Here is a 25,528-nt window from a genome sequence, read left to right as displayed (position 1 = left end):
CGCTCGGGGTCCCGCCTCTTCCTATATCTTGAGGGGGCAGGCAGGCATCGGGATTGTGGGCCGGGAGCGGCTGTGGTGTGCTTGCGCGTCCTGAATCCAGAGAGGCGCCCATGCCCGGCACTGCATTCCCCTTTGACTGCGAAGACGCGGGCCGGCGCCCGGCCTGGCGCCGGCTGACCCTGCTGGCCGCCGCGCTGGCGGTTGCCGGCAGCGTTCAAGCCCTGCCCGCGCTCCCGGCCGCGCAGGCCTATGCCCAGGCCACCAGCACCGACTTCGCCGGCAATGCCTGCGACAGCGGCCTGAAGATCGGGATCAGCGGCACTTCGGCGGGTTGTACGTCGATATCGGCCGGCGTGAATGCCGGCAGCCAGGCCACCGCGGGCTTTGGCAGCGTGCACATCAGCTCCAGCGCCGACACCCAGAGCGCCGGCACCGACAGCCATTCCGGCAATGGCTGGTCCAGCGCAAGCTTCGTCGACTCGATCGCCATCCATGGCCCGGCCGGCAAGATCGGGACGCTGACCGGCACGCTCTATTTCAGTGGCGGCATCGGCGCATCGGCCAGCGGGTCGCCGAACACCGCGACCAATGCGGGCGCCAGCTACAACTTCAGCGCCAGCTTCTTCGGCCAGAACGTGGCCCTCAGCGGCAGCGTGCTGGAGGCCACCAATGGCGTGTCCAACAGCAGCAACCCGGCGGGCGGCGCCTTCCTGGTCACGGCGCCCATCAGCTTCGGCAATGACGGCTGGGCCATCGGCTCGATCACCATGACGGCCATCACACAGTCAGAGTCTTCCGCCCGGCCCTACCAGCCCTTCTCGGGCGCGCCCATCATCACGGCCGATGCCCATGCGGCCGCCGGCTTTGGCCACACCCTGTACTGGGGCGGCATCAGCAGCCTGACCGTCGACGGCGTCGAGCTGGCGGGCTATGACCTGGCGTCGGCATCGGGCGCCGACTATCGCTTCTCCACCGCGGCGGTGCCCGAGCCCGGCAGCGTCGCGCTGCTGCTCGCCGGCCTGGCCGTCATCGGCTGGCGCCAGGGCCGCAGCCGCCGCTGAAGCGACACCGCCGTCAGCAGGACGACCCCAGCCAGCGGCCGGTGGACAGCATGCGCTGGTCCACTTCGTCCGCGCTCAAGGCATTGCCGGTGCGGCCGTCCACGGCATTGCCGCGGCCGTTGAGCTCGATGCGGTAGCTGGTGGGGCCATAGGTGGCGTTGAACTTGCCCTGGGTCAGGCCGCCGCCGCCGGTGCGGCAGGCATAGCTGCCGACCGCTTCGCTGCTGGTGAGCTTGACGCCGGTCGTCTCGCACTTCCAGGGGCCGGAACCGCTGAGGGCCGATTCCAGATAGGTCGGCAGGTCGATCCTTGACTGTTGCGGCGTCAGGCAGGCCTGCTTCTCCGCCGCCTGCTGCTTGTCCATCTCGGCCTTCTGCGCATCGGTCAGGCGGCTGCGCAGCTTGGTGCGCAGGGCCGTCAGCCCAGGCTTCATCGACTGGCCGTTGATCCAGATCTCGCTGTCGGCGGCCCAGAGGCCGGGGTTGACCTCGAGGACGGGGGCGGCGAGGGCCGGCAGCGCGGATGCGGACAGGGCCATGACGAGGCAAAGGGAAGGCAGGCGAGGCATGTTGAAGTGAAGAGCTCGAAACGGCGCGCATTGCAGCAGCCGCTGCCCGCAAGCGGCAATCCCTCGATCGCCGGCCACGTGTAACGGCTCGCTACCATCTCGCCATGCCCACGACCGCTGCCCGCCCCTGTCCCTCCTGCGGCGACGCTCTGCTGGTGCGCACGCTGCCGGGCCATCACGCGGGCAGCGTCGACATCGACTTCTGCTTCGGCTGCCAGGGCATCTGGTTCGACCACCACGAGAACCTGCAGCTGTCGCCCGAGTCCATCGTGGCGATGTTCAAGGCGATGCACCAGCACCAGGGCGACCGGCGCGGACCATTGGCCGGCACGCCGCGCTGCGCGGAATGCAGCGCCCGGCTGGTGCAGGGTTTCGACTTCGTCCGCAGCGGCCGCTACGTCACGCACCGCTGCCCGCAGGGGCATGGCCGCTTCAGCAGCTTCTCGGCCTTCCTGGTCGAGAAGGGCCTTGTGCGCCAGCTCACCAAGCCCGAGATCGCCGATATCGCCAGCAAGATCGGCGTCATCCATTGCAGCAGCTGTGGCGCAACGGTGGACCTTCGCAAGGAAGACGCCTGCTCGCATTGCCGATCGCCGTTGTCGCTGCTCGACCCGCAGGCCGTCGAGCAGGCGCTGCAGGGCTATGCCAAGGCCGCCGCCAAACGTCCGGCGCCCGAGAACGTGGCCGACGCGCTCGGCCTGATGCTGCGCGATCGGGCCCGCGCTGAGCGAGAGAGAGCACAGCAGGGTCATTTCGGTGACGTTTATGCGGTGGACCTGTTCGCCGCCGGACTGAGCCTGATCAGCAGCTTGTGGGAAGACTGAAGGACGCCTGATCCATGGCCGCCAAACCCAGCGACTTTGACAAGGGTCTCGCCCTGCACCAGCAGGGCCGCCTCGCCGAGGCCGAGCACCACTACCGCCGCATGCTGCGCACCGCGCCGACGAACTTCGACGCCCTGCACCTGCTGGGCGCCCTCTGCGGCCAGACCGACCGCTTCGACGAAGCCCTCGAGCTGCTGAACCGGGCCCTGGCCCAGCGCCCCGACAGCGCGCCGGCCCTGAACAATCTCGGCAACACCCTTGGCAGCCTGGGTCGCCATCAGGAGTCGGTGCAGGCCTTCGAGCGGGCCCTGGCCGTGCGACCCAAGGATGCCAAGGCCCTGCGCAACCGCGGCACCAGCCTGCGCGCGCTGGAGCGGCCCGAAGAGGCCCTGGCCAGCTTCGACGCCGCCCTGGCCCTGCAGCCCGGCTACTCCGAGGCGCTGATAGGCCGCGCCGAATGCCTGCTGACCCTGCACCGAAGGGGCCAGGCCATCGCGGCCTTCCAGCAGGCCCTGGCCCTGGGCAAGGACGTCGACCAGATCCAGTACGCCCTGGCCGCCCTGGGTGTCGGCAGCGCGCCCTCGACGGCGCCGGCCGGCTATGTCGAGGCCCTGTTCGACATGTATGCCCACAACTTCGACGAGCACCTCGTCAAGACCCTGGGCTATCGCACGCCCGCGCTGCTGGTGGCGGAGCTGCAGCGCAGCGAACCGCCGAAGGGGGGAGGGGACGTCATCGACCTGGGCTGCGGCACCGGCCTGTGCGGCCCGCTGCTGCGCCCGCTGGCCACCCGGCTGACCGGCGTGGACCTGTCCGGCCTGATGCTGGCCAAGGCCCGCGAACTGGGCCTGTACGACGAACTCGTGCAAGGCGACATCGTCCAGGCGCTGGACGGTCAGCCGCAGCGCTTCGACATCGCCGTCGCCGCAGATGTCTTCGTCTATATCGGCGAGCTGAACGCGGTCTTCGCCGCCACCGCGGCCGCGCTGCGACCCGGGGGCCTGTTCGCCTTCTCGGTCGAGGCCTGCGAAGACGAGGTGGACTTCCGCCTCGGCGCCAAGCGCCGCTACGCCCACTCGCTGCCGTATCTGCAGCGCCTGGCCGCGCGCCACGGTTTCACGATGGCATCGTCCACGCGCAGCGCCATCCGCAAGGAAAGCGACGAGGCCGTCGACGGGTTGCTGGTCGTGATGCGCCGCGCCTGAGGGCGGCGCCCGGTGCCGACCCGGCGGCGATCAGAACTTCTTCTGCAGCTCCTGCACGGACGCGTCGCCCGGTATGGCATGGGGCGCGCCACCTGCCAGCGCCGCATGGCGGGAAAGCAGCCGCCAGGGGGTGAGGTCCGATTGCCACAGATCGACGACGAATACGGCCGCACGTCCCTTGCCGCGCGGCTGCAGCACAAAGCTTGCGAGCACTCGTCCCGTCGCCACCTCCTGCGCCGTCATGCCGCGCACGCTGTAGTCAGCCGCGCCAGCCGTCTTGACCATGGCATCCACCCAGGCCTCGAAGGGCACGGGGCTGTCCGGCCGCGCGGCGGAGATCATCATGAAGTCCTCGCCGAGCAGGCCCTCGAGCGCCCGGGCGTCGCGGGCACGGGCGGTGGCGAGCAGCAAGTCCTCCGCCTGGCTGGCTCCCTGCACCAGCCGCGTGGGCAGGGAGGCACCCGAACCAGCCGCCCCCGCAGGGGCGGCCAGCACGAGCGCGGCCAGCGTCACTGCCGCTTGTTGGCGTAGTCGGTGTAGCACTTGTTGTCCACCGGGGACAGGTTGCGCTGGATCAGGAAATTGCGTCCGGCCAGCGTCTGGTTGTAGGACGAACCGTTGGCCGCCGTCTGCTGGTTGCTGCCGAAGGTCCAGGCGCACTTGTCGGCGTTTTCCGCGCCGCTGGCGTCGTACCAGGCGTTGGCCTGCGGGTCGCTCAGCGTCTCCTCCAACTCGTGAGCCACGACCGAGGCCATGCCATCCACGCCCGGGTTGCCGTTCGGGCTGATGGTCTGTGCCGCGCACGAGGCCAGGCAGCGGTTGGCATTGCCCACGAAGCTGAACTTGACCACCTGGCCGGCGATGGTGGCCGAGCTGTGCCAACCGCAGTACTTGTTGCAGAAGCCCGAGGACTCGGACACCTCGGTGGAGGTCAGCACGAAGTAGATGCCGTTGGGATCGGCCGCGCCCTTGCTGGTGATATAGGACTTCACGACCGACTGCACGCGCGCATCGCTCAAGCGCGTGCCCTGGCTGCCCGTGTCCACGCCCTCGTTGTAGGTGCCCAGCAGCCCGGACACGGCGCCGCTGCCGGAGGTGTAGTTCTTGTTGATGGCCAGGTAGTTGGAGCCGCTCAGGCCGGCGATCAGGTCGCGGATGACCTGCTGGCCGGCGGGGTTGTCGCTGCCATTGGTCTGGTTCCAGTTGCCGTACCAGATCACGTGGACATTGGGCTGGCCGGTCATCACGGGACCGCCATGGTTGGTGATGGGCGACAGCGATGCCGTGCCGCCGGCCGTGGGCGCGTCGTGGCTGGCGCTGCCCTCGTTGACGCGGTGGGAGCCATGGCGGTCCGGGTTCAGTTCGGAACCGGCCTGCGCCAATGCCGCAGCCGTGAACGCAGCCGCTGCCAACGTCAGCCCGAGTCGAGTCATTCTCAGCATGGGTATTCCTTCAACGATGTTGATTGACTGGCCCCGTCGAGGTGACCCCGCCGAGGATGTCCCAGCGTAGACAAGCCCATGGGACGGCCGGCTTCACAGAAACCCTGGCGGCACGACACCAAGCTGACAGGCAGCCTTCGCCAAGCTGCCGGCTCGCCGTACCTCGCAGCCACTGCGCCAGCTGAGCGAAAGAGCGAAGATGGGGTCTTCCCTGCCCCCACGCATCGCCGACATGAAGCCCCTGCCGACCCTCGCCTTGACCCTTGCCGCGGCCCTCGCGTCCACGGCCCAGGCCGCCCCCGAACTCGAAACCGTCGTCGACGGCCTCAAGACGCCCTGGGCGGTGGCCTTCCTGCCCGATGGCCAGTTCCTCATCACCGAGCGCGACGGCGCCCTGCGCACCGCCAGGGCCGGCGGCAAGCCCAGCGCGCCCATCCAGGGCGTACCGGCGGTCGACGCGGTCGGCCAGGGCGGCCTGCTGGACGTGCAGCTGGACAGCGACTTCGCGCGCAACCGCACGATCTACTTCTGCTTCGCCGAGCCCAGCGCCGACAGGAAGAGCAACAGCACGGCCCTGGCCCGCGCTCGCCTCAGCGAGGACCTGAAGCGCCTGACCGACGTCAAGGTCATCTTCAGCCAGAAGCCCAAGGTCGAGAGCAAGCACCACTTCGGCTGCCGCATCGTCGAGATGCCCGACGGCAAGCTGATGCTGAGCATGGGCGAGCGCTACTCCGGCATGCAGAGCGCCCAGACCCTGGACAACCACCTCGGCAAGATCGTGCGCGTCGGCAAGGACGGCAGCGTGCCGGCCGACAACCCCTTCGTAAACACGCCCGGCGCCCTGCCCGAGATCTGGAGCTATGGCCATCGCAACTCGCAAGGCCTGACCCTGGACGACAAGGGCCAGCTCTGGGAGCACGAGCACGGGCCCCAGGGCGGCGACGAGCTCAACCTGATCCGCCCCAAGCTGAACTACGGCTGGCCCGTCATCACCTATGGCGAGAACTACGGCGGCGGCAAGATCGGCGACGGCATCTTCGCCAAGGCCGGCATGGAGCAGCCCGTCGTCAAGTGGGTGCCGTCCATCGCCCCCTCGGGCCTGGTGCGACTCAAGAGCGCCAAGTACGGCCCGGCCTGGCAAGGGAACTTCTTCATCGGCTCGCTGAAGTTCGGCTACCTCGAACGCGTCAAGCTCGACGCCGACAACCGGCCCATGGAGCAGGAGAAGCTCTTCGCCGACGCCGGCCGGATGCGCGATGTGCGCGAAGGCCCGGACGGCCTGCTCTATCTGCTGCTGGAAGCCCACGGCCGCCTCGTGCGCGTGAAGCCCTGATGCGAAAACCCGCCTGAGTCTGCGACCATCGGCCCCGCAAGGGAGACGCCGATGATCACAAAGAAGATTCGCGGCCTGGCCGCAGCCGTGTCGATGGTCGCACTCGCCGCCCAGGCCGCGCCGCTGACACCCGCCGAACTGCCCGCCGCCGCACGTGACTGGCTGCCCTGGGCGGCCCAAGGCCAGTCGCCACTGGGTTGCCCAGCCGGTGCCGCGGAGGGCGAGACGCCGGTCTGCGTCTGGCTCGGGCGGCTGCAGCTCGCAGCGGGCACTCGCGACGCCAGCTTCAAGCTGGAGGTGCAGGTCTACGGTGCGCCGGCCCGCGTCGTGCTGCCCGGCGAGGCGGGCGCCTGGCCGCAGGACGTCAAGGCGGGCGGCAAGCCGCTGGCCGTCGTCGAGGCCAGCGAACACCCGGCCGTGTGGCTGGCACCGGGTGCCCATGTCGTCGAAGGCCGCATCACCTGGGCCGAGATGCCGCAGAACCTGACCGTGCCGGCCAACCTGGCGACCATCGTCGTGACCAGTGACGGTGCCACGCAGGCCCGCGCGCCCGACGGCGACGGCCGCATCTGGCTGCGCGCCGTGGCCAGCCCGGCCGAGGCCAGCGACAGCGTCAACGTGCAGACCGTGCGCCTCATCGACGACGAGCTGCCGCTGACCGTGACCACCGCCTTCGACCTGCGCGTGGCCGGCCGCGCCCGCGCCGTGGAGCTGCCGCTGGCCCTGCTGCCGGGGCTGCGCGCCATGCAGCTCGACAGCCAACTGCCCGCGCGCCTGGCCGACGACGGCCGCCTCATCGTGCAGGCCCGGCCGGGCAACTGGCGCATCGAGCTGCGCGCGCGGCTGATGGCGCCGGTGCAGACGCTCAACCTGCCCGAGGGTGCACCCGACGAAGAAGTCTGGGTCGTCAAGGCCGCGCCGGCGCTGCGGCTGATCCGCCCCGAAGGCCCGACCAGCGTCGACCCGCGCCAGGTCGAGATGCCCGAGCCCTGGCGCGCCCTGCCGGCCTTTCGCCTCAAGCCCGGCGAGACGCTGAAGCTGACCGAGCTGCAGCGAGGCAATGCCAAGCCGGCGCCGGACACGCTGACGCTGGAGCGTCTGCTGTGGTTGGACTTCGATGGCCAGGGCCTGACCGCCAACGACAAGTTCAGCGGCCAGCTGTCGGCCAGCTCGCGCCTGGCCATGCCCGCCCCGGGCCAGCTCGGCCGCGCGGCGCTGAACACCCTGGACCAGCCCATCACCCGTCTCGGCGCCGAAGGCCTCGCCGGCTTCGAGGTGCGCGACCGCAGCACCGGCATCGAGGCCGACAGCCGCTGGCCCGCGGACGGCGCCCTGCCGGCCAGCGGCTGGAGCGTCAGCGTCGACAGGCTGCAGGCCCAGCTGCAGCTGCCGCCCGGCTGGCGCCTGCTGCATGCCCAGGGTCCCAGCAGTGCCAGTGGCGCCTGGATCGGCCTGTGGACGCTGTGGGACTTCTTCTTCGTGCTGCTGGCCGCGCTGGCGGCCTACCGGCTGCTGGGCTGGCGCGTCGGCGTGCTGCTCGGCGTGGCGCTGGCGCTGACCTGGCACACGCCGGGCAGCCCGCCGGCCTCGCTGTGGTTTGGCCTGCTGGCGCTGACGGGCCTGGCCCGTGTGCTGCCGGCGGGGCGGGCCCAGGCGGCGTTTTCGCGCGGTCGCATCGCGGTGGGGGCCATGCTGGCCCTGCTGATGCTGCCGTTTGCGGTGCAGCAGGTCAGGGAGTCCATCTATCCCAGCCTGGAGCAGACCCGCTGGGTGCCCGGATTCGCCAGCAAGGAAGAAGCGGAAGACACCCGGGGTGGTGTCTCGGTGCGTCTGGACAGGGCCTCGCCGGCGCCCTTCATCCCTCGACCCGAAATGCAGATGGCCTCGCCCGAGCCAGCCAAAGGCGGCAGCTACCTGTCGAAGTCCGCCAAGGTCATGGAACGCGTCGACCCCAATGCCCGCGTGCAGACGGGCCCCGGCCTGCCCACCTGGACCTGGCGCGGCCACACCCTCACCTGGAGCGGCCCGGTCACGCCCGAGCAGACCTTGCGGCTGTGGCTGCTGCCGCCCTGGGCAACGGCGCTGATGAAGCTGGGCGGCCTGGCCCTGCTGAGCCTGGCGCTGATCGTCGTCGCCGGCCTGAAGCCGCCGCCCTTGCGCGCATCCCGCGTGGGCACGAGCGCCGTGGCTGTAGCCCTGTCGTTGGCCCTGGGCCTGACGCCCCAACCGAGCGAAGCTCAAGCCGCCTGGCCCAGCGAGGAGCAGCTCAAGGCCCTGCGCGACAAGCTCGCCGCGCCGCCCGACTGCCTGCCGCGCTGCGCCGAACTGGCGCGACTCTTCGTCAGCGCCTCGGGCTCGACGGTGCAGCTGCGTGCCGAGATCCACGCCCAGACCCTGGTGGCCGTGCCCCTGCCCGGCCAGGGCACCGGCTGGCAACCTGGCAGCGTCACGCTGGATGGCCAGCCCGCCGCCACGCGCCGTGACGACGAAGGCAAGCTGCTCGTGGCCGTGCCGGCCGGCGTGCACCAGGTCGTGCTGAGTGCCGACGTGGGCGGCGCCAGCAACCTGGACATCAGCCTGCCGCTGCCGCCGCGTGCGCTGCAGAGCGACCTCAAGGGCTGGGCCCTGGCCGGCCTGGACCCGCGCGGCGAAAGCACCGGCGCCATCACGCTGAGCCGCGAGGCCACCGCGGGCAGCGCCCACCGCGAGGACACCGGCACGCAGCGCGACGCGCTGCCACCCCTCGTGCGCGTGGAGCGCCTGCTGCAGCTGGGCCTGCACTGGCAGGTGCAGACCCACATCCAACGCATCGCCCCCAGCCGCGCGCCGCTGCGCGTGCGCTGGGCCCTGCTGCCGGGCGAGGCCGTCAGCGATGCCCGCGTGACCGTGGACGGCACGAGTGACACGAGGACGGCCAGCCTGCAGCTCGGCGGCGACGAAGAGGCCGAAGTCGCCAGCACGCTCAAGCCCAGCGAGGCGCTGACCCTGCTGGCCGGCAAGGAGCCCAACCAGGTCGAGCGCTGGACCGTGGACGCGTCCACGCAATGGCATGTGGAGTCCAGCGGCCTCCCGCCCACGGCCCTGCAGCAGGGCGGCCAATGGCAGCCCGAATGGCGGCCCTGGCCCGGCGAGACCCTGAAGCTGACGGTGCGCAAGCCCGCCGGCATTCCCGGCCAGACGCTGACGCTGGACAGCGCCAAGACCATGATCGATCCCGGCGAGCGCAGCACCGACCTGCAGCTCGACCTCAAGCTGCGCGCCAGCCTCGGCGGCCCGCACACCCTCAGGCTGCCGGCCGGGGCCGAGCTGCTGGGCGTGACGCTGCAGGGCAGCGCGCTGCCTCTGCAGTTGCGCGACGGCGCCCTGACCCTGCCGCTGACGCCGGGCGCGCAGGAGGTGCAGATCCGCTGGCGCGCACCCGAAGGCATGGGCGCCTGGTGGCACCACGAAGGGCTGGCCCTGGGCCTGCCCGGCGTCAACGACGCGCTGACGCTGAGCGTGCCGCAGGACCGCATCGTGCTGGCCGTCGGCGGGCCGATGATGGGACCGGCCGTACTGATCTGGGGCGTGCTCGTCGTCGTGGGCGTGCTGGCGTGGTGGGTGCCGCGCGGCCTGCCCGGCGTCATGGCCCGGCCGGCCTGGCTCATCCTGGCCCTGGGCGTGGCGCCCGTGTCCCTGGGCGCCCTGGCCCTGCTGGCCGCCTGGTTCGCCCTGCTGGAGGCACGCCGGCGCTGGGCGCTGGCCCAGCCGGCGGCACCGCGCTGGCTGCGCATGCTGGTGCAGCTGGTCCTGGTGCTGTGGACGCTGTTCGCCATCGCCGCCCTGCTGAGCGTGCTGCGCACCGGCCTGCTCGGCTACCCCGACCTGCTCGTCGCCGGCCCGAACTCGACCGCCCAATGGCTGAGCTGGACCTCGGACCGCTTCACCGAGCACACGGCCGGGGCCTGGGTCGTCAGCGCGCCGGTCTGGCTGTACCGTGCGCTGATGCTGGCCTGGGCGCTGTGGCTGGCAGCGTCACTGCTGCGCTGGGTGGGCTGGGCCTGGGTTGCATTCAGTGCGGGTGGCGCCTGGCCGGCCAGGCCGGCCGTGGTGCGGGCCCCCAAGGAGGATGGCCAGGCGCCGGGCTGAGGTCCGGCCGTGACAATCACGCCCGATGTCGGATTGGTTCTCCCTCGCCCAGCTGCTGGGCTATGTCGCCTTCGTGCTCGGCGTCGCCTGCTTCCTGCAGACCGACGACCGCCGCTTCAAGCTCTTCATGACGGGCGAGTGCATTGCCTACATCGCCCATTTCGCGCTGCTGGGCAATCCGACGGCGGTGGCGAGTTCGTCGCTGTCCATGCTGCGCTCGCTGCTGTCGCTGTACACGCGCTCGAAATGGGTGGCGGTGGGCGTTGTCGCGGCCAACATCGGCTTCGGGCTGGCCATCGCCGGCAAGCCGAGCGACTGGCTGCCGCTGACCGCTTCCTGCCTGGGCACCCTGGCCCTGTTCACGTTGCAGGGCGTTCCGATGCGGCTGCTGATGATGTGCGGCACTTTGCTGTGGATCGCCAACAACCTCATCGTGGGTTCCATCGGCGGCACGGCGCTGGAGGTGGTGATCGCAGTGATCAACCTGACGACGATCACCAGGATGGTCAAGGCTCGCCGAGGCGCTCGAACTCCGCAATGACCTGGGCCCCGAACAGCAGCAGCGTGGCACCGATCTCCAGGCTCAGCAGCACGGCGATGGCGGTGGTCAGCGAGCCGTAGACGGTGCCGATCTGCGACAGAGTGCCGAAGTACCAGACCAGCAGATGGCGCGACAGCTCCCACAGCAGGGCCGCGGCCAGCCCGCCCACCAGGGCCAGCGGCAGCGACAACCGGCCCACCGGCATGACCAGATAGACCGAGGCCAGCACGAAGACCTCGCCGGCGAAGCCGAGCAGATAGAGCATGACGCCCGACACGCCGTCCAGCGACCAGCTCAGGCCCAGCAACTCCACCTCGCGCTGGCCCAGGGCCTGGAAACGGCCGGCCACCAGCGTCACCAGCAGCAGGCCCAGTCCCAGGCAGAGGATGTAGACATAGGGAATCAGCGCCGAGATCAGGAAGTGGCGCCGGCGCAGCCGGTGGCGGTGATGGAAGATCACCGCCATCGCGCTCTCCAGCACCGAGAAGGCCAGCGAACTGAAGAACAGCATGCTGCCCAGCAGCACCCAACCCATCACCTCGCGATGCGCCAGGAAGCGCGCCAGCTCGGCCACGATGGCCACCGACTGGCCCGGCACCAGCCATTCCAGATAGCGGCCCACGGTCTGCAGCAGCAAGGCCTGCCCGACCCAGTGCGACAGCGCTATGACGCTGAGGATCATCAGCGGCACGATGGACAGCAGGGCGTAATAGGCCACCGCACCGGCCAGCAGCAGGCCCTGGTTGGCGCGGAAGGCCTTCAGCGTCTGCCAGGCAAAGCCCCAGGGGTTGTGCAGCACACGGGCGGTCTGACGGGCAAATCTGTGGGTGAAAAGTTGCATGCGCCCAGGTTCGGCGCGCGGAACAGGCGCGGCTTGTCGGCGGGCACAACGCCCCCCTGTCAGACAGCGCCGTGACACGCGCCAGGCCGCGCACGGCCGGTGTAACGGCGCGTACGCTGCGGCGTCATGAGCGCGCTTCCCTCCAGCATAGACCCGGCCCCGCCCGCCAGCGAGCCATTGCACCTGCACATGCCGGTCGATGTGCGCAGCTTCTCGCTGGCGGCGCTGGCCCTGGTGGCGGTGCTGTTCGCCCTGCACGTGGCCGGCGCCTTCTTCGTGCCGGTGCTGCTGGGCGTGATGCTGAGCTATGCGCTGGCGCCGGTGGTCGAGCAGCTTCAGCGTCTGCACCTGCCTCGCGCCCTGGCCGCGGCCCTGCTGCTGCTCGGACTGATGGGCTGCGTGGGCTGGACGGGCTATGCCCTGTCGGATGACGCCAACAAGCTGCTGGAATCGCTGCCCACTGCCGCCGAAAAAGTTCACACGGCCATGACTTCCCGCCGACCCGGGTCGACCAGTGCGCTGGATCAGGTTCAGAAGGCGGCCACGCAGCTGGAGCAGGCAGCGGAGGCCGGCGCGCCGGCGGCGGCACCCGCCAATGCGCGCGGCATCACCCGCGTCGTCGTCGAGCGGCAGCGCTTCAACCTGCACGACTATCTGTGGACCGGTACGATGGGCCTGCTGGCCTTGCTCGGCGAGACCCTGGTGGTGGTGTTCATCGCCTTTTTCCTGCTGGCGTCGGGCGACACATTCAGGCGCAAGCTGGTGCACCTGGCCGGCCCGACCTTCGCCAAGCGGCGGCTGACCGTGCAGACCCTGGACGAGATCGGCGAGCAGATCCAGCGCTATCTGCTGGTGCAGGTCTTCACCAGCGCCGTGGTCGGCCTGACGATCTGGCTGGCCTTCCTGTCCGTCGGCATGGAGCACGCGGCCGTGTGGGGCGTGGTCGCCTTCACGCTGGACTTCGTGCCCTACCTCGGCGCCACCGTGCTGACCAGCAGCGCCGGCCTGATGAGCTTCGTGCAGTTCGGCACTGTCGACATGGCCCTGCTGGTGTCGGGCATCGCGCTGGGCGTGCACACGCTGTCGGGCAATCTGCTGATGCCCTGGCTCAGCAGCCGCAGCAGCCGCATGAACGCCTTCGCCGTCTTCATCGGCGTCCTGGCCTTCGGCTGGCTGTGGGGCCTGTGGGGCCTGCTGCTGGGCGTGCCCATCCTGGCCAGCGTCAAGGCAGTGTGCGACCGCGTGGACGGACTGCAGCCGGTGGGCGAACTGCTCGGGACCTGAGCCGTTCGCCCTCCAGGGTCAACGATTCGCCGAATAGTTCACCGGCAGCCAGTCATAGCCCTTGCCGTCGACGCGCAGCTTGCCGATGCCGGGGAAGCTCACATGCGTCACGGCCACGTAATAGCCGTCCTTGGCCGCGGCCGCATAGGCCTTCTCGCGCGCCGGCGCGGCAGCCTTGGGATCGGAATCGAAGCTCATCGTGACGGCCGGCTCGGGAAATTGCACCGCCGCCACGTGCATCAGGTCGCCCCAGAACATCATCTTCTGGCCCTTGCTCTCGGCGACGTAATTGCTGTGGCCGGGGGTGTGGCCATAGGCCGGGTAGGCCTTCACACCGGGCACGATCTCGACGCCAGCGGCGCTGCCCTCGAAGGGCTTGAAGCGGCCCGCGTCGGCATAGGCCTTCACGTTGGCGGCGATGGCCTTGGCGCCGTCACCGCCCTTGGCGATCTGCTCGGGCGTCAGCCAGAAGTCGGCGTCGCGCTTGTCCAGGCGCAGCGTCGCGTTGGGGAAGTTGGCCTTGCCGTCGGCGCCGGTGCCGCCGATGTGGTCGCCGTGCATGTGGGTGATGACGATCTCGTCGACCTGGTCGGGCGTGTAGCCCGCGGCCTTGAGGTTGGCCAGCACGCGCCCCAACGTCGGGCCGAACAGGCCCGAGGCGCCTGTGTCGACCAGGACGATCTTGCTGCCGGTGTTGATCAGATAGGCATTGACCGAGGTCTCCAGCGGCACGCCGAGATAGGCGTGCTGCAGGGCCTTGAGGGTGTTCGGTGCGGGCTGCTGCAGCAGCTTGTCCACGGGCAGGTCCAGGGTGCCGTCGGACAGGGCGGTGACCTCGAAGTCACCGAGCTGCATGCGGTACCAGCCCGGCGCCTGGCCCTTGAGCTGCGGGCCGGCGGCGAGGGCCGTGGTGGCGCTGAAACCAAGGGCGAGGGCGGCGGGAAGCAGGCGCTTGAGCATTGTTCGTCTCCGGGGGGATGAAGGGGAGCGGCGCAGGATAGCGGCGCCCTGGCGACCTTGCAGCCCCCAGGGGTGTTGTCTGACTGCCGGACAGCTTCGGCGGCGGCGAATGACTGGAATCCGGACAGTGCCGACGCTTCGGACGCGAAAACCGCGGGTTAGCTCGCAAGGGTTTGCCAGTGACTTGCCCCGAGTTGGCGCGGGCATGGCTTTTGCGGTTTGGGGACCTGGCATCCATTACGACGACAACCAGGAGACAAGCCATGCCCCGACGCCTGCCGGCGCCTACGCCGCTGCATTTCGCCATCCTCGCCGCCCTCGGCGCTGCCCTGCCCGCCGCCGCGCAGACCGCGCCGGCCGCCGAACCCACGGTGACGACGCTGGACGTCGTCAAGGTCACGGCGCGCAAGCGCGAGGAGTCGCTGCAGGATGTGCCCGTCGCCGTCACGGCGCTGACGGCCGAGCAGCTGGACAAGCTGGCCATCAAGGACCTCGGCGACCTGCAGGGCCAGGTGCCCAACCTGACCATCTACGCCGCCCGCGGCAGCAACACCACCATCACGACCTTCATCCGCGGCGTCGGCCAGGCCGACCCGCTGTGGGGCGTGGACCCGGGCGTGGGCATCTATTTCGACGATGTCTACATCGCCCGCCCGCAGGGCGCGCTGCTGGACGTGTATGACGTGCAACGCGTGGAAGTGCTGCGCGGCCCCCAGGGCACGCTCTACGGCAAGAACACCATCGGCGGCGCGGTCAAGTACGTGTCCAAGCCACTGCCTCAAGCGACCGAAGGCTCGGTGACGCTGGCCGTCGGCAACTACGGCCAGGTGACGGCCAAGGGTGGCGTGGGCACCGCCGTCAACGACGGCCAGTTCCGCTTCCGCCTCGCCGGCGCCAGCCTGAACCGCGACGGCTACGGCAAGGACCTGACCGACGGCAGCCCGGTCAGCGACCAGGCGACGACCAGCGGCCGCGTCTCCATGGGCTGGTTCCCGACCGGCTCGACCTTCAACGCCCAGCTGTCGGTCGACCGCACCCGCGACGACTCCCACATGCGCGGCTTCCAGCGCCTGAACGTCAATGCCTTCGACCCCGCCAAGACGCCGGCCACCACCGGCCGCTACGACATCGCCAGCGGCATGCCCAATGCCAACCGCACCAGCAGCGAGGGCGAATCGCTGACGCTGAACTGGGGCCTCAGCGACGACTGGAGCCTGAAGTACATCCTGGCCCACCGCGCTTCCGACACCAACACCTCCATCGACTTCGACGGCCTGCCCAACAAGATCGCCGACGTGCGCGCCGAGTACCACGACAGCTCGCAAAGCCACGAGCTGCAGGCCATCTACGAGGGCCAGAACCACTCGGGTGTCATCGGTGCCTACTACTTCGACGGTCGCGCCGGCGGCACGGTGCGCAACAACTTCTTCAACCTCAGCTTCGGCACCACCAACGGTCTGGTCTACACCAAGGGCAAGGCCATCTTCGGTGACTGGAGCTGGCGCCTGACGCCGCAGTTCAGCGTCAGCGCCGGCCTGCGCTACACCGACGAGAGCAAGCGCGCCGTCGTGCTGAACCAGGCCTTCGCCAACGACCAGTTCAGCGGCGCGCCCATCGCCGTGCCGGCCAATTTCGACAACAGCCGCTCGGTCACCAACACCTCGCCGCGCCTGTCGCTGGAGTACAAGGCCAGCCAGGCCATCAAGCTCTACACGACGGCCTCGCGCGGCTTCAAGAGCGGCGGCTACAACATCCGCGCCAACACGGTGGCCTTCCCGTCGTCGGGCAAGCCCTTCGCGGACGAAAAGCTCGATTCGCTGGAAATGGGCGCCAAGATGATCCTGGACGACGGCCGGCTGGAGCTGAACACCGCCGTCTTCCACAACAAGTACAAGAACGTGCAGCTGTCGGTGTTCACCAGCTACACCCAGGCCAACGGCCAGCCCGGCTTCTTCGGCGACTTCACCAACGCCGGCAAGGCCACGGTGCAGGGCGCCGAGGTCGAGTTCCTGTGGATGCCGACGACGGCCTGGCGCATCAGCGGCAACCTGGCCACGCTGGACGCCAAATACGACGAATACATCGACCGCGGCGTCAACGTGGCCGACCAGAAAAAGTTCACCAACACGCCCAAGTTCCAGGCCGGCCTGAACATCGAGAACAACATGAAGATGCCGGTGGGCACCCTGCGCTCGCGCCTGGGGCTGACGCACCGCAGCAAGGTCTACCCGACGACCGACCTGTCCGAGGCCCTGGCCCAGGACGCCTACACCCTGGTCAACGCCGGCCTGATCTGGGAGAAGGACGCCAAGCTGAGCTTCTTCCTGCAGGGCAGCAACCTGACCAACAAGGCCTACAAGACCGACGGCTACAACATCGCCGCCCTGGGCGTGCTGAACGCCTACTACGGCGCGCCGCGCATCTTCACCGTCGGCGGCACCTTCAAGTTCTGACGGTGCGACTGAGCGGGTTCGGCCTCGCGGAAGGAGGCGGGCCGGCGCGGTACATTGCGCCGGTCATGCCTCTGTCCAAAAACCAGACACAGCCCGCCGGCATCCCCCAGGATGTCGATGGGCTGCTGCGCCTGGCCGCGCAGTCGATGTTCGACGTGCTGGCGCGGTCGACGGAAGGGATGATGGTCATCGACCGCAACCACCGCGTCGTCTGGATCAGCGAGGGCTACAAGCGCTTCCTGCCGGCCCTGGGCTTCAACGACGAACGCGAGTTCGTCGGCCGCCCGGTCGAGGACGTGGTGCCCAACACGCAGATGCTGCAGGTGCTGGAGAACGGCAAGCCTGTCCTCGTCGACCTGCTGACCAACAAGGCCGGCACCTTTCTCGTCAGCCGCCTGCCTTTGAGAAATGACGACGGCGAAGTCATCGGTGCCCTGGGCCTGGTCCTGCTGGATCACCCCGAGACGACGATGCAGCCGCTGATCCAGAAATTCGCGCGGCTGCAGCAGGAGCTGGAGGACACGCGCCGCCAGCTCGCCGCCCAGCGCCGGCCCAAGTACACGATCGCCAGCTTCATCGGCGCCAGCCCCGCGGCCCTCGAGGTGAAGCGCCAGGCCCGCCGCGTCGCGCAGACCGATTCCACCGTGCTGCTGCTGGGCGAAACCGGCACCGGCAAGGAGCTGATGGCCCATGCCATCCACTCCGCTTCGCGGCGCGCCCACCGGCCGCTGGTGGGCGTCAACATCGCCGCCGTGCCCGAGACCCTGCTGGAGGCCGAGTTCTTCGGCGTCGCGCCCGGCGCCTACACGGGCGCGGAGCGCAAGGGCCGCGACGGCAAGTTCAAGCTGGCCGACGGCGGCACCTTGTTCCTGGACGAGATCGGCGACATGCCGCTGGCACTCCAAAGCAAGCTGCTGCGCGTGTTGCAGGAGCAGGAGGTGGAGCCTCTGGGCAGCAACACGGTGCTGCGCGTCGATGTGCGCGTGATTGCCGCCACCAGCCGCGACCTGGCCGCCATGGTCGCCGCAGGCACCTTTCGCGCGGACCTGTACTACCGCCTCAATGTGCTGCCCATCCGCGTGCCCGCGCTGCGCGAGCGGCTGGACGACATCGAGGCCCTGGCCGAAGCCCTGGGCGAAGACATCGCCCGCCGCAGCGGCATGCCGCAGAAGCTGCTCAGCCCCGACGCCATCGAATGGCTGATGCAGCAGACCTGGCCCGGCAATATCCGCGAGCTGCGCAACACGCTGGAGCAGGTCAGCCTGATGAGCGACGACATGCAGCTGACGGCGGCGCATTTCCAGGGTGGGGCGGTGTCACCGGCGGCGACGGCCGCCGCTGCTGCGCCGGCGCCTCCGCCTGCAGCGCCTGCCATCACGACGGCTCAGGCCGTGGCGCCTCTACCCGAGCTGATCGAGGCGCTGGAGCGCGACGCGATTGCCCGTGCGCTGCAGGCCACCGGCGGCAACCGCATGGCGGCGGCACGACTGCTGCAGATCTCCCGGGCGTCGCTGTACGAAAGACTGGCGCGCTGGCCGGACCTCGAAGTCCAGCTTTCGGACAACGCCTGAAATTCGGACACTCTCAACGTCCCTAACGGCCAAAAACCTCGGGACAACCCGCACGAAAACCGTCACGGCGCCCCCTTCCCCGCCGGGCACGGCCCTTGCAAAAAGGGAAGACACCGTCTGCCGACAGAGCAGACCCACAAGACCTCAGGAGACAAGCCCCATGCGCCCCATCACGCGCCGCCTGACCACCCGCGTTCTGCTCGCCGCCGTCACGCTGGCCACCTCCGGCCTCGCCCTGGCTGCCGGCAATGAAATCCGCATCGCCCACGTCTACAGCAAGACCGGCCCGCTGGAGGCCTACGGCAAGCAGACGCAGACCGGCTTCATGATGGGCCTGGACTACGCCACCGGCGGCACCATGACCGTCGCAGGCAAGAAGCTCGTCGTCATCGAGAAGGACGACCAGGGCAAGCCCGACGTCGGCAAGAGCCTGCTGGCCGCGGCCTATGGCGATGACAAGGCCGACATCGCCGTCGGCCCCTCGTCCAGCGGCGTGGCCCTGGCCATGCTGCCGGTGGCCGAGGAGTACAAGAAGATCCTGCTCGTCGAGCCCGCCGTGGCCGACTCCATCACCGGCGAGAAGTGGAACAAATACATCTTCCGCACCGGCCGCAACTCCAGCCAGGACGCCATCGGCAATGCCGTGGCCGCCGACGTGGCCGGCCTCAACATCGGCGTGCTGGCCCAGGACTACGCCTTCGGCCGTGACGGCGTGAAGGCCTTCAAGGAAGCGCTGAAGAAGGCCAAGATCGTCCATGAGGAATACCTGCCGACGCAGACGACCGACTTCACCGCCGGCATCCAGCGCCTCGTCGATGCGCTGAAGGACAAGCCCGGTCCCAAGGTCATCGCCGTCGTGTGGGCTGGCGCGACGACACCCTTCCCGGCCCTGGCCGCCCAGGACCTGCAGAAGCGCTACGGCATCGCCGTCGGCTCGGGCGGCAACATCCTGCCGGCCATGACGGCCTACAAGCAGTTCCCCGGCATGGAAGGCGCGACCTACTACTACTTCGGCATCCCGAAGAACCCGGTCAACGAATGGCTGGTGGCCAACCACTACAAGCAGTTCAAGCAGCCGCCCGACTTCTTCACCGCCGGCGGCATGAGCGCGGCCATCGCCCTCGTCGAAGCCCTGAAGAAGACCAATGGCGACACGGCAACCAACAAGCTTATCAAGACCATGGAAGGCATGAGCTTCGAGACGCCCAAGGGCCGGATGACCTTCCGTTCTGAGGACCACCAGGCCATGCAGTCCATGTACCACTTCCGCATCAAGGTCGACCCCGCCTTCCCCTGGGGCGTGCCGGAGCTGGTGCGCGAGATCAAGCCGGAAGAAATGGCCGTGCCCATCCGCAACAAGCGCTGAGCGCGGACGGCCCGTGCTCGAAACCAAGAACCTGACGATCCGCTTCGGCGGCCATGTGGCCGTCGACGGCGTGTCCTGCGCCTTCCAGCCCGGCACGCTGACGGCCATCGTCGGCCCCAATGGCGCGGGCAAGACGACCTACTTCAACCTGATCTCGGGTCAGCTGCCAGCGACCAGCGGCGAGGTCTGGCTGGATGGCGAGAACCTGACCCAACTGCCGGCGCCGGTGCGCACGCGCCGCGGCCTGGGCCGGGCCTTCCAGCTGACCCAGCTGTTCGCCCACCTGACCGTGCTGGAGAACGTGCGCCTGGCCGTGCAGGCTCGCCAGGGCAAGGGCCTGCGCATGCTGTCGGTGTGGCTGTCGCATCGCGAGCTGATCGACGAAGCGCGCGCCATCCTCGAGCGAGTGCGCCTGGCCTCGCGTGCCGACGACCTCGCCGCCAGCCTGCCGCATGGCGACCAGCGCAAGCTCGAGGTGGCGATGCTGATCGCCCTCGATCCCAAGGTCTATCTCTTCGACGAACCGACAGCCGGCATGAGCGTGGACGAAGTGCCCGTCGTGCTCGACCTGATCCGCGCACTGAAGGCCGAGAAGAAGCACACCCTGCTGCTGGTGGAACACAAGATGGACGTGGTGCGCGAACTGGCCGACCGCATCATCGTGCTGCACCAGGGCAAGCTGGTCGCCGATGGCGACCCGGCCACCGTCATTGCCTCGCCCATCGTGCAAGAGGCTTATCTGGGAGTCGCAGCATGAACCTGTTGCAGCTCCAGGGCGTCCACACCCACGTCGGGGCGTATCACATCCTGCACGGCGTGGACCTCGACGTGCCGGCCGGCCAGGTCACCATGCTGCTGGGCCGCAACGGCGCCGGCAAGACCAGCACGCTGCGCACGCTGATGGGCCTGTGGACGGCCAGCAGCGGCATGGTGCATTTCAAGGGCGAAGACATCACCAAGCTGTCGACACCCGACATCGCCTCGCGCGGCATCGCCTATGTGCCCGAGACCATGGGCATCTTCGGCGAGCTCAGCGTGGCCGAGAACCTGCTGCTGGCGGCACGTTCGGCCAAGCGCATCGTCGATCTCGACGCCAGGCGCCTGGACTGGCTGTTCGGTCTCTTCCCCGCGCTGAAGACCTTCTGGACCCATCCGGCCGGCAAGCTGTCGGGCGGCCAGAAGCAGATGCTGGCCATCGCCCGCGCCATGATCGAGCCGCGCGAATTGCTGGTCATCGACGAGCCCAGCAAGGGCCTGGCGCCGGCCATCGTGCAGAACCTCATCACGGCCCTGCGCGAGCTCAAGGGCACGCAGACGACGGTGCTGCTCGTCGAGCAGAACTTCCGCGTCGCCGCCGCGCTGGGCGACCAGGTCGCGGTGATGGACGACGGCCGCATCGTGCACCGTGGCGCCATGCGCGAGCTGATCGAGGACTCCGACCTGCAGCAGCGCCTGCTCGGCCTTTCTCTGGCGGCCCACCAATGATGAAGCTCGACCCCCGCCCCCTGGCCCTGCTCGCCGCGCTGATGCTGCTGGCCCTGCCCCTCACCGGCAGCCTCAGCACCTGGCTCAACCTGACCCTGGCCGGTCTGGCCATGGGCCTCATCGTCTTCGTCATCGCCTCCGGCCTGACCCTGGTCTTCGGCCTGATGGATGTCCTCAACTTCGGCCACGGCGTCTTCATCGCGCTGGGCGCCTTCATGGCGACGACGGTGCTGGCTGCCATGGCGCCCTGGGCCACCAGCCCCAGCGTCGCCGCCAATCTTGCGGCCCTCGGCGCCGCGTGCCTCGCCGGCATGGCCATCGCAGCAGCCGTCGGTATCGTCTTCGAGCGCGTACTGGTGCGGCCCGTCTACGGCCAGCACCTGAAGCAGATCCTCATCACCATGGGCGGCATGATCATCGGCGAGGAGCTGATCAAGGCCAGCTGGGGCCCGGCGCTGATCCCTCTGGAACTGCCCGAGACCCTGCGCGGCATCTTCCTGGTCGGTGACGTCGCGGTCGAGAAGTTCCGCGTGCTGGCCATGGCCATCGGCATCGCCGTGCTCATCGCGCTGCTGCTGGGGCTGAACCGCACCAAGATCGGCCTGCTGATCCGTGCCGGCGTGCAGGACCGCGAGATGGTCGAGGCCCTGGGCTATCGCATCCGCCGCCTCTTCGTCGGCGTCTTCGTCGCCGGTGCCGGGCTGGCCGGCCTGGGCGGCGTGCTCTGGGGCCTGGTGCAGCAGGGCGTCACGCCGCAGATCGGCGGCCAGGTCAACCTGCTGCTCTTCATCGTCATCATCATCGGCGGCCTCGGCTCGACGGTGGGCTGCCTGGTGGGCGCGCTGCTGGTCGGTCTCGTCGCCAACTACGTCGGCTTCATCGCACCCAAGGCGGCCCTGTTCTCCAACATCGGGCTGATGGTGGCCATCCTTCTCTGGCGCCCGCAGGGCCTCTACCCGGTGGGAGCCAAGTGATGCTGCGCTCGCTGCTCTCCCACGACCTGCCGCGCAGCCGCATCCTCGGCGCGCTGCTGATCGCCTGCTTCGTCGGCCTGCTCGGCGCGCCCTTCATCTTCACGGGCACGCAAGCCCTGAACGTCGCGGCCAAGATTCTGGTCTTCATCCTGCTCGTCGCCAGCTACGACCTGCTGCTGGGCTACACCGGCATCGTCAGCTTCGCCCACACCATGTTCGTCGGCATCGGCGCCTACGGCATCGCCATCGCGTCGACACGGCTGGGCTCGGACTGGACCTCGCTGGGCATAGGCTTTGTCGCGGCACTCGCGCTGAGCGCCGTGCTGGCCCTGGGCATGGGCCTGGCCAGCCTGCGCGTGAAGGCCATCTTCTTCGCCATGATCACGCTGGCCGTGGCCTCGGCCTTCATGACGCTGGCCTCGCAGCTGAGCGATTTCACCGGCGGCGAGGACGGCCTGAACTTCCAACTGCCCGAGGTGCTGAGGCCGTCGACCGAGTTCATGGAAGACCCTTTCCTCGGCGTGATGCTGGACGGCCGGCTGCTGACCTATTACCTGCTCTTCGTCGCCGTCGCGGCCCTGATCGCGCTGCTGCTGCGCGTCGTGAATTCGCCGTTCGGGCGGGTGCTGCAAGCCATTCGCGAGAACGAGTTCCGGGCCGAAGCGATTGGCTACCGCACCGTCGTCTACCGCACCGGCGCCAACATCGTCGCGGCCCTGCTGGCCTGCTGTGGCGGAGCCTTGCTGGCCCTGTGGCTGCGCTACACCGGCCCGGAGACGGCGATGAGCATGGAGATCATGCTGGACCTGCTCCTCATCGTCGTCATCGGCGGCATGGGCACGGTCTATGGCGCCGTCATCGGCAGCGTCCTCTTCATCGTCGCCCAGAACTATCTGCAGGCCCTGCTCAAGGGCGCCGGTTCGCTGGTCGAAGGCGTGCCGGTGCTGAACACGCTGGTGTCGCCCGACCGCTGGCTGCTGTGGCTGGGCCTGCTCTTCGTGCTGGCCGTCTACCACTTCCCCGGCGGCATCGTCGGGCGGCTGCGGCTGGCGGCGTGGACGCGCGCAAGGGGAGTGAAAAACAAATGAGATCGCGTTACCTGAACTGCCTGGGTCGCGAGATCCACGTCACGCAATGGGGTGACCCGCGCACGCCCACCGTCGTCGCCTGGCATGGCCTGGCACGCAGCAGCCGTGACTTCGACGACTTCGCGTCGGCCCTCAGCCATCGCTGGCATGTCGTTTGCCCCGACACCCTGGGCCGCGGCCTGTCGCAATGGGCCATTGACCCGGCGCGCGAGTACTGCCTGGAGTTCTATGTCGAGCAGGCCGAGGCTTTGATGGACCAGTTGGGCCTGACCAAGGTGCACTGGGTCGGCACATCGATGGGCGGCGCCATCGGCACGCTGGGCGCGGCGACCCGGCTGCGTGGCCGCATCAAGCGCCTGGTGCTGAACGACAACGGCCCCGAGCTGGCCGCGCCGGCCCTGGCCCGCATCAAGACCTATGCCGGCCAGCCGCCGAGCTTCGCAACGGTCAGCGAGCTGGAGACCTATTTCCGCGAGATCTACGCCAGCTTCGGCCAGCTGAGCGACACGCAATGGCGCCATCTCACCGAGACGTCGCTGCGCCGCCTGCCCGACGGCCGCGTGACCACGCATTACGACCCGGCCCTGGTGGCGCAATTCGAGCACCATCCAGACGACTACGAACTCTGGCAAGCCTGGGACCAGCTCGACCTGCCGGTGCTCTGCCTGCGCGGCGAAGACTCGACGCTGCTGACCGCCGAAACCGCCCAGGCCATGCGCGAGCGCGGCCCGCGCGCGGCCGTCGCCCTCATCCCCGGTTGCGGCCACGCGCCCGCCTTGAACACGCCCGAACAGATCAGCCTCATCGAGCGCTTCCTTTCGGCCGACCAAACCCCGTGAATGCCCGTAAGCCAGTGTCAGGCTTGAAGGCCTAGAGTCGCGCAGCCAACCCGGAAGTCCATGAGCGAATTCATCCTCGAGACCCAGGACCTGACCAAGGAGTTCAAAGGCTTCACCGCCGTCGACTCGGTCAACCTGCGCGTGCAGCGTGGCCACATCCACGCCCTGCTCGGCCCCAACGGCGCCGGCAAGACCACCTGCTTCAACCTGCTGACCAAATTCCTGACGCCGACACGCGGCCGCATCGTGTTCGCGGGTGCCGACATCACCGGCGAAAGCTCGGCCCAGATCGCGCGCCGCGGTGTCATCCGGTCTTTCCAGATCTCCGCGGTGTTTCCGCACCTGACCGTGCTGGAGAACGTGCGCATCGGCCTGCAGCGCTTCACCGGCACGAGCTTCCATTTCTGGAAGGGGCTGACCGGGCTGAAGACGCTGGACGCCAAGGTGCTGTCCCTGCTCGAACTGGTCGACCTGCGCGACATGGCGAATGTGAAGGCGGCCGACCTGCCCTATGGCCGCAAGCGGGCCCTCGAGATCGCCACCACCATGGCGATGGAGCCGCAACTGATGCTGCTGGACGAACCCACGCAAGGCATGGGGCATGAGGACGTCGACCGCGTGACGGCCCTCATCAAGCGCGTGGCCGAGGGCCGCACCGTGCTGATGGTGGAGCACAACATGAAGGTGGTGGCCAGCATCGCCGACCGCATCACCGTGCTGGCCCGCGGCGCCGTGCTGGCCGAGGGCGACTACGCCACCGTGTCCAAGCACCCCGCGGTGCTGGAAGCCTATATGGGCACCGAAGCCACCGAGTTGCAGGGAGCGCACTGATGGCGACACCCGCCCTCGAAATCCAAAACCTCAACGCCTGGTATGGCGAGAGCCATATCCTGCACGGCCTGTCCTTGAGCGTGCAGCCCGGCCAGGTCGTCACGCTGCTGGGCCGCAATGGCGCCGGCCGCACGACGGCGCTGCGCGCCATCATGGGCCTGACCGGTGCGCGCAAGGGCTCGATCAAGGTCCATGGCGAAGAGACCATTGGGCTGTCGACCCATCGCATCGCCAACTTGGGGCTCGGCTACTGTCCCGAGGAGCGCGGCATCTTCGCGTCGCTGACGACCGAGGAGAACCTGCGCCTGCCGCCGCTGCTGAAGGCCCGGCGCGGCAAGGTGATGAGCGAGACCGAGATCTACGCGATGTTCCCCAACCTGGCGGAGCGCAGGCACAGCCCCGGCACGCGGCTGTCGGGCGGCGAACAGCAGATGCTGGCCGTCGCGCGCATCCTGCGCACGGGTGCGGACATCCTGCTGCTGGACGAGATCTCCGAGGGCCTGGCCCCCGTCATCGTCCAGGCCCTGGCCCGCATGATCCGCGCGCTGAAGGCGCAGGGCTTCACCATCGTCATGGTGGAGCAGAACTTCCGCTTCGCCGCCCCGCTGGCCGACCACTTCATCGTCATCGAGCACGGCGAGGTCGTGCTGTCCTTTCCCGCAGCCGAACTGCCGGCCCACCAGGCCAAGCTGGACGAGCTGCTCAGCGTCTAACCCGACCTTCAACTGGAGACA

The 25,528-nt window shown here is 69.0% G+C and carries 22 protein-coding genes; 17 read left to right on the top strand and 5 right to left on the bottom strand.

All coding sequences use genetic code 11. The annotated features are described in order from the left end of the window. Positions 1-110 precede the first annotated feature (110 nt). Entirely contained in the window at positions 111-1,061 is a 951-nt protein-coding gene (locus AC3WOE_RS06245) for a PEP-CTERM sorting domain-containing protein (RefSeq protein WP_492689072.1), read from the top strand. A 13-nt stretch (positions 1,062-1,074) separates the two neighbouring features. Here the strand turns inward: AC3WOE_RS06245 and AC3WOE_RS06240 are convergent, their stop codons facing one another. Further along, positions 1,075-1,629, bottom strand: coding sequence for a DUF3617 domain-containing protein (locus AC3WOE_RS06240; protein WP_492689070.1), 555 nt, complete (start codon positions 1,627-1,629; stop codon positions 1,075-1,077). A gap of 104 nt (positions 1,630-1,733) precedes the next feature. On the opposite strand from AC3WOE_RS06240, the gene AC3WOE_RS06235 reads away from it, so the two are divergent. Together AC3WOE_RS06235 and AC3WOE_RS06230 are read left to right on the top strand one after the other, a co-directional pair. After that, positions 1,734-2,453 carry a zf-TFIIB domain-containing protein gene (locus AC3WOE_RS06235; protein WP_492689069.1) on the top strand — a complete coding sequence of 240 codons (720 nt, stop codon included), beginning with the start codon at positions 1,734-1,736 and terminating at the stop codon, positions 2,451-2,453. A gap of 14 nt (positions 2,454-2,467) precedes the next feature. Beyond that, complete coding sequence (locus AC3WOE_RS06230; RefSeq protein ID WP_492689068.1) at positions 2,468-3,658, top strand: tetratricopeptide repeat protein; 1,191 nt, start codon at positions 2,468-2,470, stop codon at positions 3,656-3,658. Between the two features lie 30 nt (positions 3,659-3,688). Here the strand turns inward: AC3WOE_RS06230 and AC3WOE_RS06225 are convergent, their stop codons facing one another. Further along, positions 3,689-4,171, bottom strand: a complete 483-nt coding sequence (locus tag AC3WOE_RS06225; protein ID WP_492689067.1) for a hypothetical protein — start codon at positions 4,169-4,171, stop codon at positions 3,689-3,691. Then, entirely contained in the window at positions 4,168-5,100 is a 933-nt protein-coding gene (locus tag AC3WOE_RS06220) for a hypothetical protein (protein ID WP_492689066.1), read from the bottom strand. The genes AC3WOE_RS06225 and AC3WOE_RS06220 overlap by 4 nt, the downstream gene beginning before the upstream one ends. A gap of 232 nt (positions 5,101-5,332) precedes the next feature. On the opposite strand from AC3WOE_RS06220, the gene AC3WOE_RS06215 reads away from it, so the two are divergent. The 3 genes from AC3WOE_RS06215 to AC3WOE_RS06205 are packed head-to-tail and all read left to right on the top strand — an operon-like array spanning position 5,333 to position 11,102. Then, complete coding sequence (locus tag AC3WOE_RS06215; protein WP_492689065.1) at positions 5,333-6,433, top strand: PQQ-dependent sugar dehydrogenase; 1,101 nt, start codon at positions 5,333-5,335, stop codon at positions 6,431-6,433. 51 nt (positions 6,434-6,484) lie between these two features. After that, entirely contained in the window at positions 6,485-10,561 is a 4,077-nt protein-coding gene (locus AC3WOE_RS06210; RefSeq protein WP_492689064.1) for a hypothetical protein, read from the top strand. A 25-nt stretch (positions 10,562-10,586) separates the two neighbouring features. Next, a complete protein-coding gene (locus AC3WOE_RS06205) occupies positions 10,587-11,102 on the top strand; it encodes a YgjV family protein (RefSeq protein WP_492689063.1) in 516 nt (171 codons plus the stop codon). On the opposite strand, the gene AC3WOE_RS06200 is transcribed toward AC3WOE_RS06205, so the two are convergent. After that, on the bottom strand, positions 11,068-11,943 hold the full coding sequence (locus tag AC3WOE_RS06200; protein ID WP_492689062.1) for a YihY/virulence factor BrkB family protein: 876 nt from the start codon (positions 11,941-11,943) through the stop codon (positions 11,068-11,070). The two genes, AC3WOE_RS06205 and AC3WOE_RS06200, sit on opposite strands and share 35 nt — an antisense overlap. Positions 11,944-12,069: 126 nt before the next feature. Here AC3WOE_RS06200 and AC3WOE_RS06195 point away from each other — a divergent pair, with 126 nt between their 5' ends. Beyond that, positions 12,070-13,227 (top strand): AI-2E family transporter, encoded by a 1,158-nt coding sequence (locus tag AC3WOE_RS06195; RefSeq protein ID WP_492689061.1) that lies wholly within the window; start codon positions 12,070-12,072, stop codon positions 13,225-13,227. 18 nt (positions 13,228-13,245) lie between these two features. Here the strand turns inward: AC3WOE_RS06195 and AC3WOE_RS06190 are convergent, their stop codons facing one another. Next, positions 13,246-14,187 carry an MBL fold metallo-hydrolase gene (locus tag AC3WOE_RS06190; protein ID WP_492689060.1) on the bottom strand — a complete coding sequence of 314 codons (942 nt, stop codon included), beginning with the start codon at positions 14,185-14,187 and terminating at the stop codon, positions 13,246-13,248. Between the two features lie 263 nt (positions 14,188-14,450). On the opposite strand from AC3WOE_RS06190, the gene AC3WOE_RS06185 reads away from it, so the two are divergent. From AC3WOE_RS06185 to AC3WOE_RS06140, 10 genes are all read left to right on the top strand, one after another. Then, a complete protein-coding gene (locus AC3WOE_RS06185) occupies positions 14,451-16,640 on the top strand; it encodes a TonB-dependent receptor (protein ID WP_492689059.1) in 2,190 nt (729 codons plus the stop codon). Positions 16,641-16,705: 65 nt separating this feature from the next. Then, positions 16,706-18,211, top strand: a complete 1,506-nt coding sequence (locus AC3WOE_RS06180; protein WP_492689058.1) for a sigma-54 interaction domain-containing protein — start codon at positions 16,706-16,708, stop codon at positions 18,209-18,211. Positions 18,212-18,371: 160 nt separating this feature from the next. Further along, complete coding sequence (locus tag AC3WOE_RS06175; RefSeq protein ID WP_492689057.1) at positions 18,372-19,577, top strand: substrate-binding domain-containing protein; 1,206 nt, start codon at positions 18,372-18,374, stop codon at positions 19,575-19,577. Positions 19,578-19,590: 13 nt separating this feature from the next. Further along, positions 19,591-20,334, top strand: a complete 744-nt coding sequence (locus AC3WOE_RS06170; protein WP_492689056.1) for an ABC transporter ATP-binding protein — start codon at positions 19,591-19,593, stop codon at positions 20,332-20,334. Then, positions 20,331-21,062: an ABC transporter ATP-binding protein gene (locus tag AC3WOE_RS06165; RefSeq protein ID WP_492689055.1), complete on the top strand. Its 732-nt coding sequence runs from the start codon at positions 20,331-20,333 to the stop codon at positions 21,060-21,062. The genes AC3WOE_RS06170 and AC3WOE_RS06165 overlap by 4 nt, the downstream gene beginning before the upstream one ends. After that, positions 21,059-22,036, top strand: coding sequence for a branched-chain amino acid ABC transporter permease (locus tag AC3WOE_RS06160; RefSeq protein WP_492689054.1), 978 nt, complete (start codon positions 21,059-21,061; stop codon positions 22,034-22,036). The genes AC3WOE_RS06165 and AC3WOE_RS06160 overlap by 4 nt, the downstream gene beginning before the upstream one ends. Continuing rightward, positions 22,036-23,124 (top strand): branched-chain amino acid ABC transporter permease, encoded by a 1,089-nt coding sequence (locus AC3WOE_RS06155; protein ID WP_492689053.1) that lies wholly within the window; start codon positions 22,036-22,038, stop codon positions 23,122-23,124. The genes AC3WOE_RS06160 and AC3WOE_RS06155 overlap by 1 nt, the downstream gene beginning before the upstream one ends. Further along, complete coding sequence (locus tag AC3WOE_RS06150) at positions 23,121-23,963, top strand: alpha/beta fold hydrolase (RefSeq protein WP_492689052.1); 843 nt, start codon at positions 23,121-23,123, stop codon at positions 23,961-23,963. Before AC3WOE_RS06155 ends, AC3WOE_RS06150 begins: the two co-directional genes overlap by 4 nt. 60 nt (positions 23,964-24,023) lie before the next feature. Then, the gene (locus tag AC3WOE_RS06145) at positions 24,024-24,794 is read left to right on the top strand and encodes an ABC transporter ATP-binding protein (protein WP_492689051.1); all 771 of its coding nucleotides are present in this window, start codon (positions 24,024-24,026) and stop codon (positions 24,792-24,794) included. Next, positions 24,794-25,507, top strand: a complete 714-nt coding sequence (locus AC3WOE_RS06140) for an ABC transporter ATP-binding protein (protein ID WP_492689050.1) — start codon at positions 24,794-24,796, stop codon at positions 25,505-25,507. The genes AC3WOE_RS06145 and AC3WOE_RS06140 overlap by 1 nt, the downstream gene beginning before the upstream one ends. Positions 25,508-25,528: the final 21 nt, after the last annotated feature.

Source organism: Roseateles sp. FW305-36 (assembly GCF_058787015.1).
Note: the sequence above shows the minus strand (reverse complement) of the source record. Positions and strands in the feature narration are given on the sequence as shown.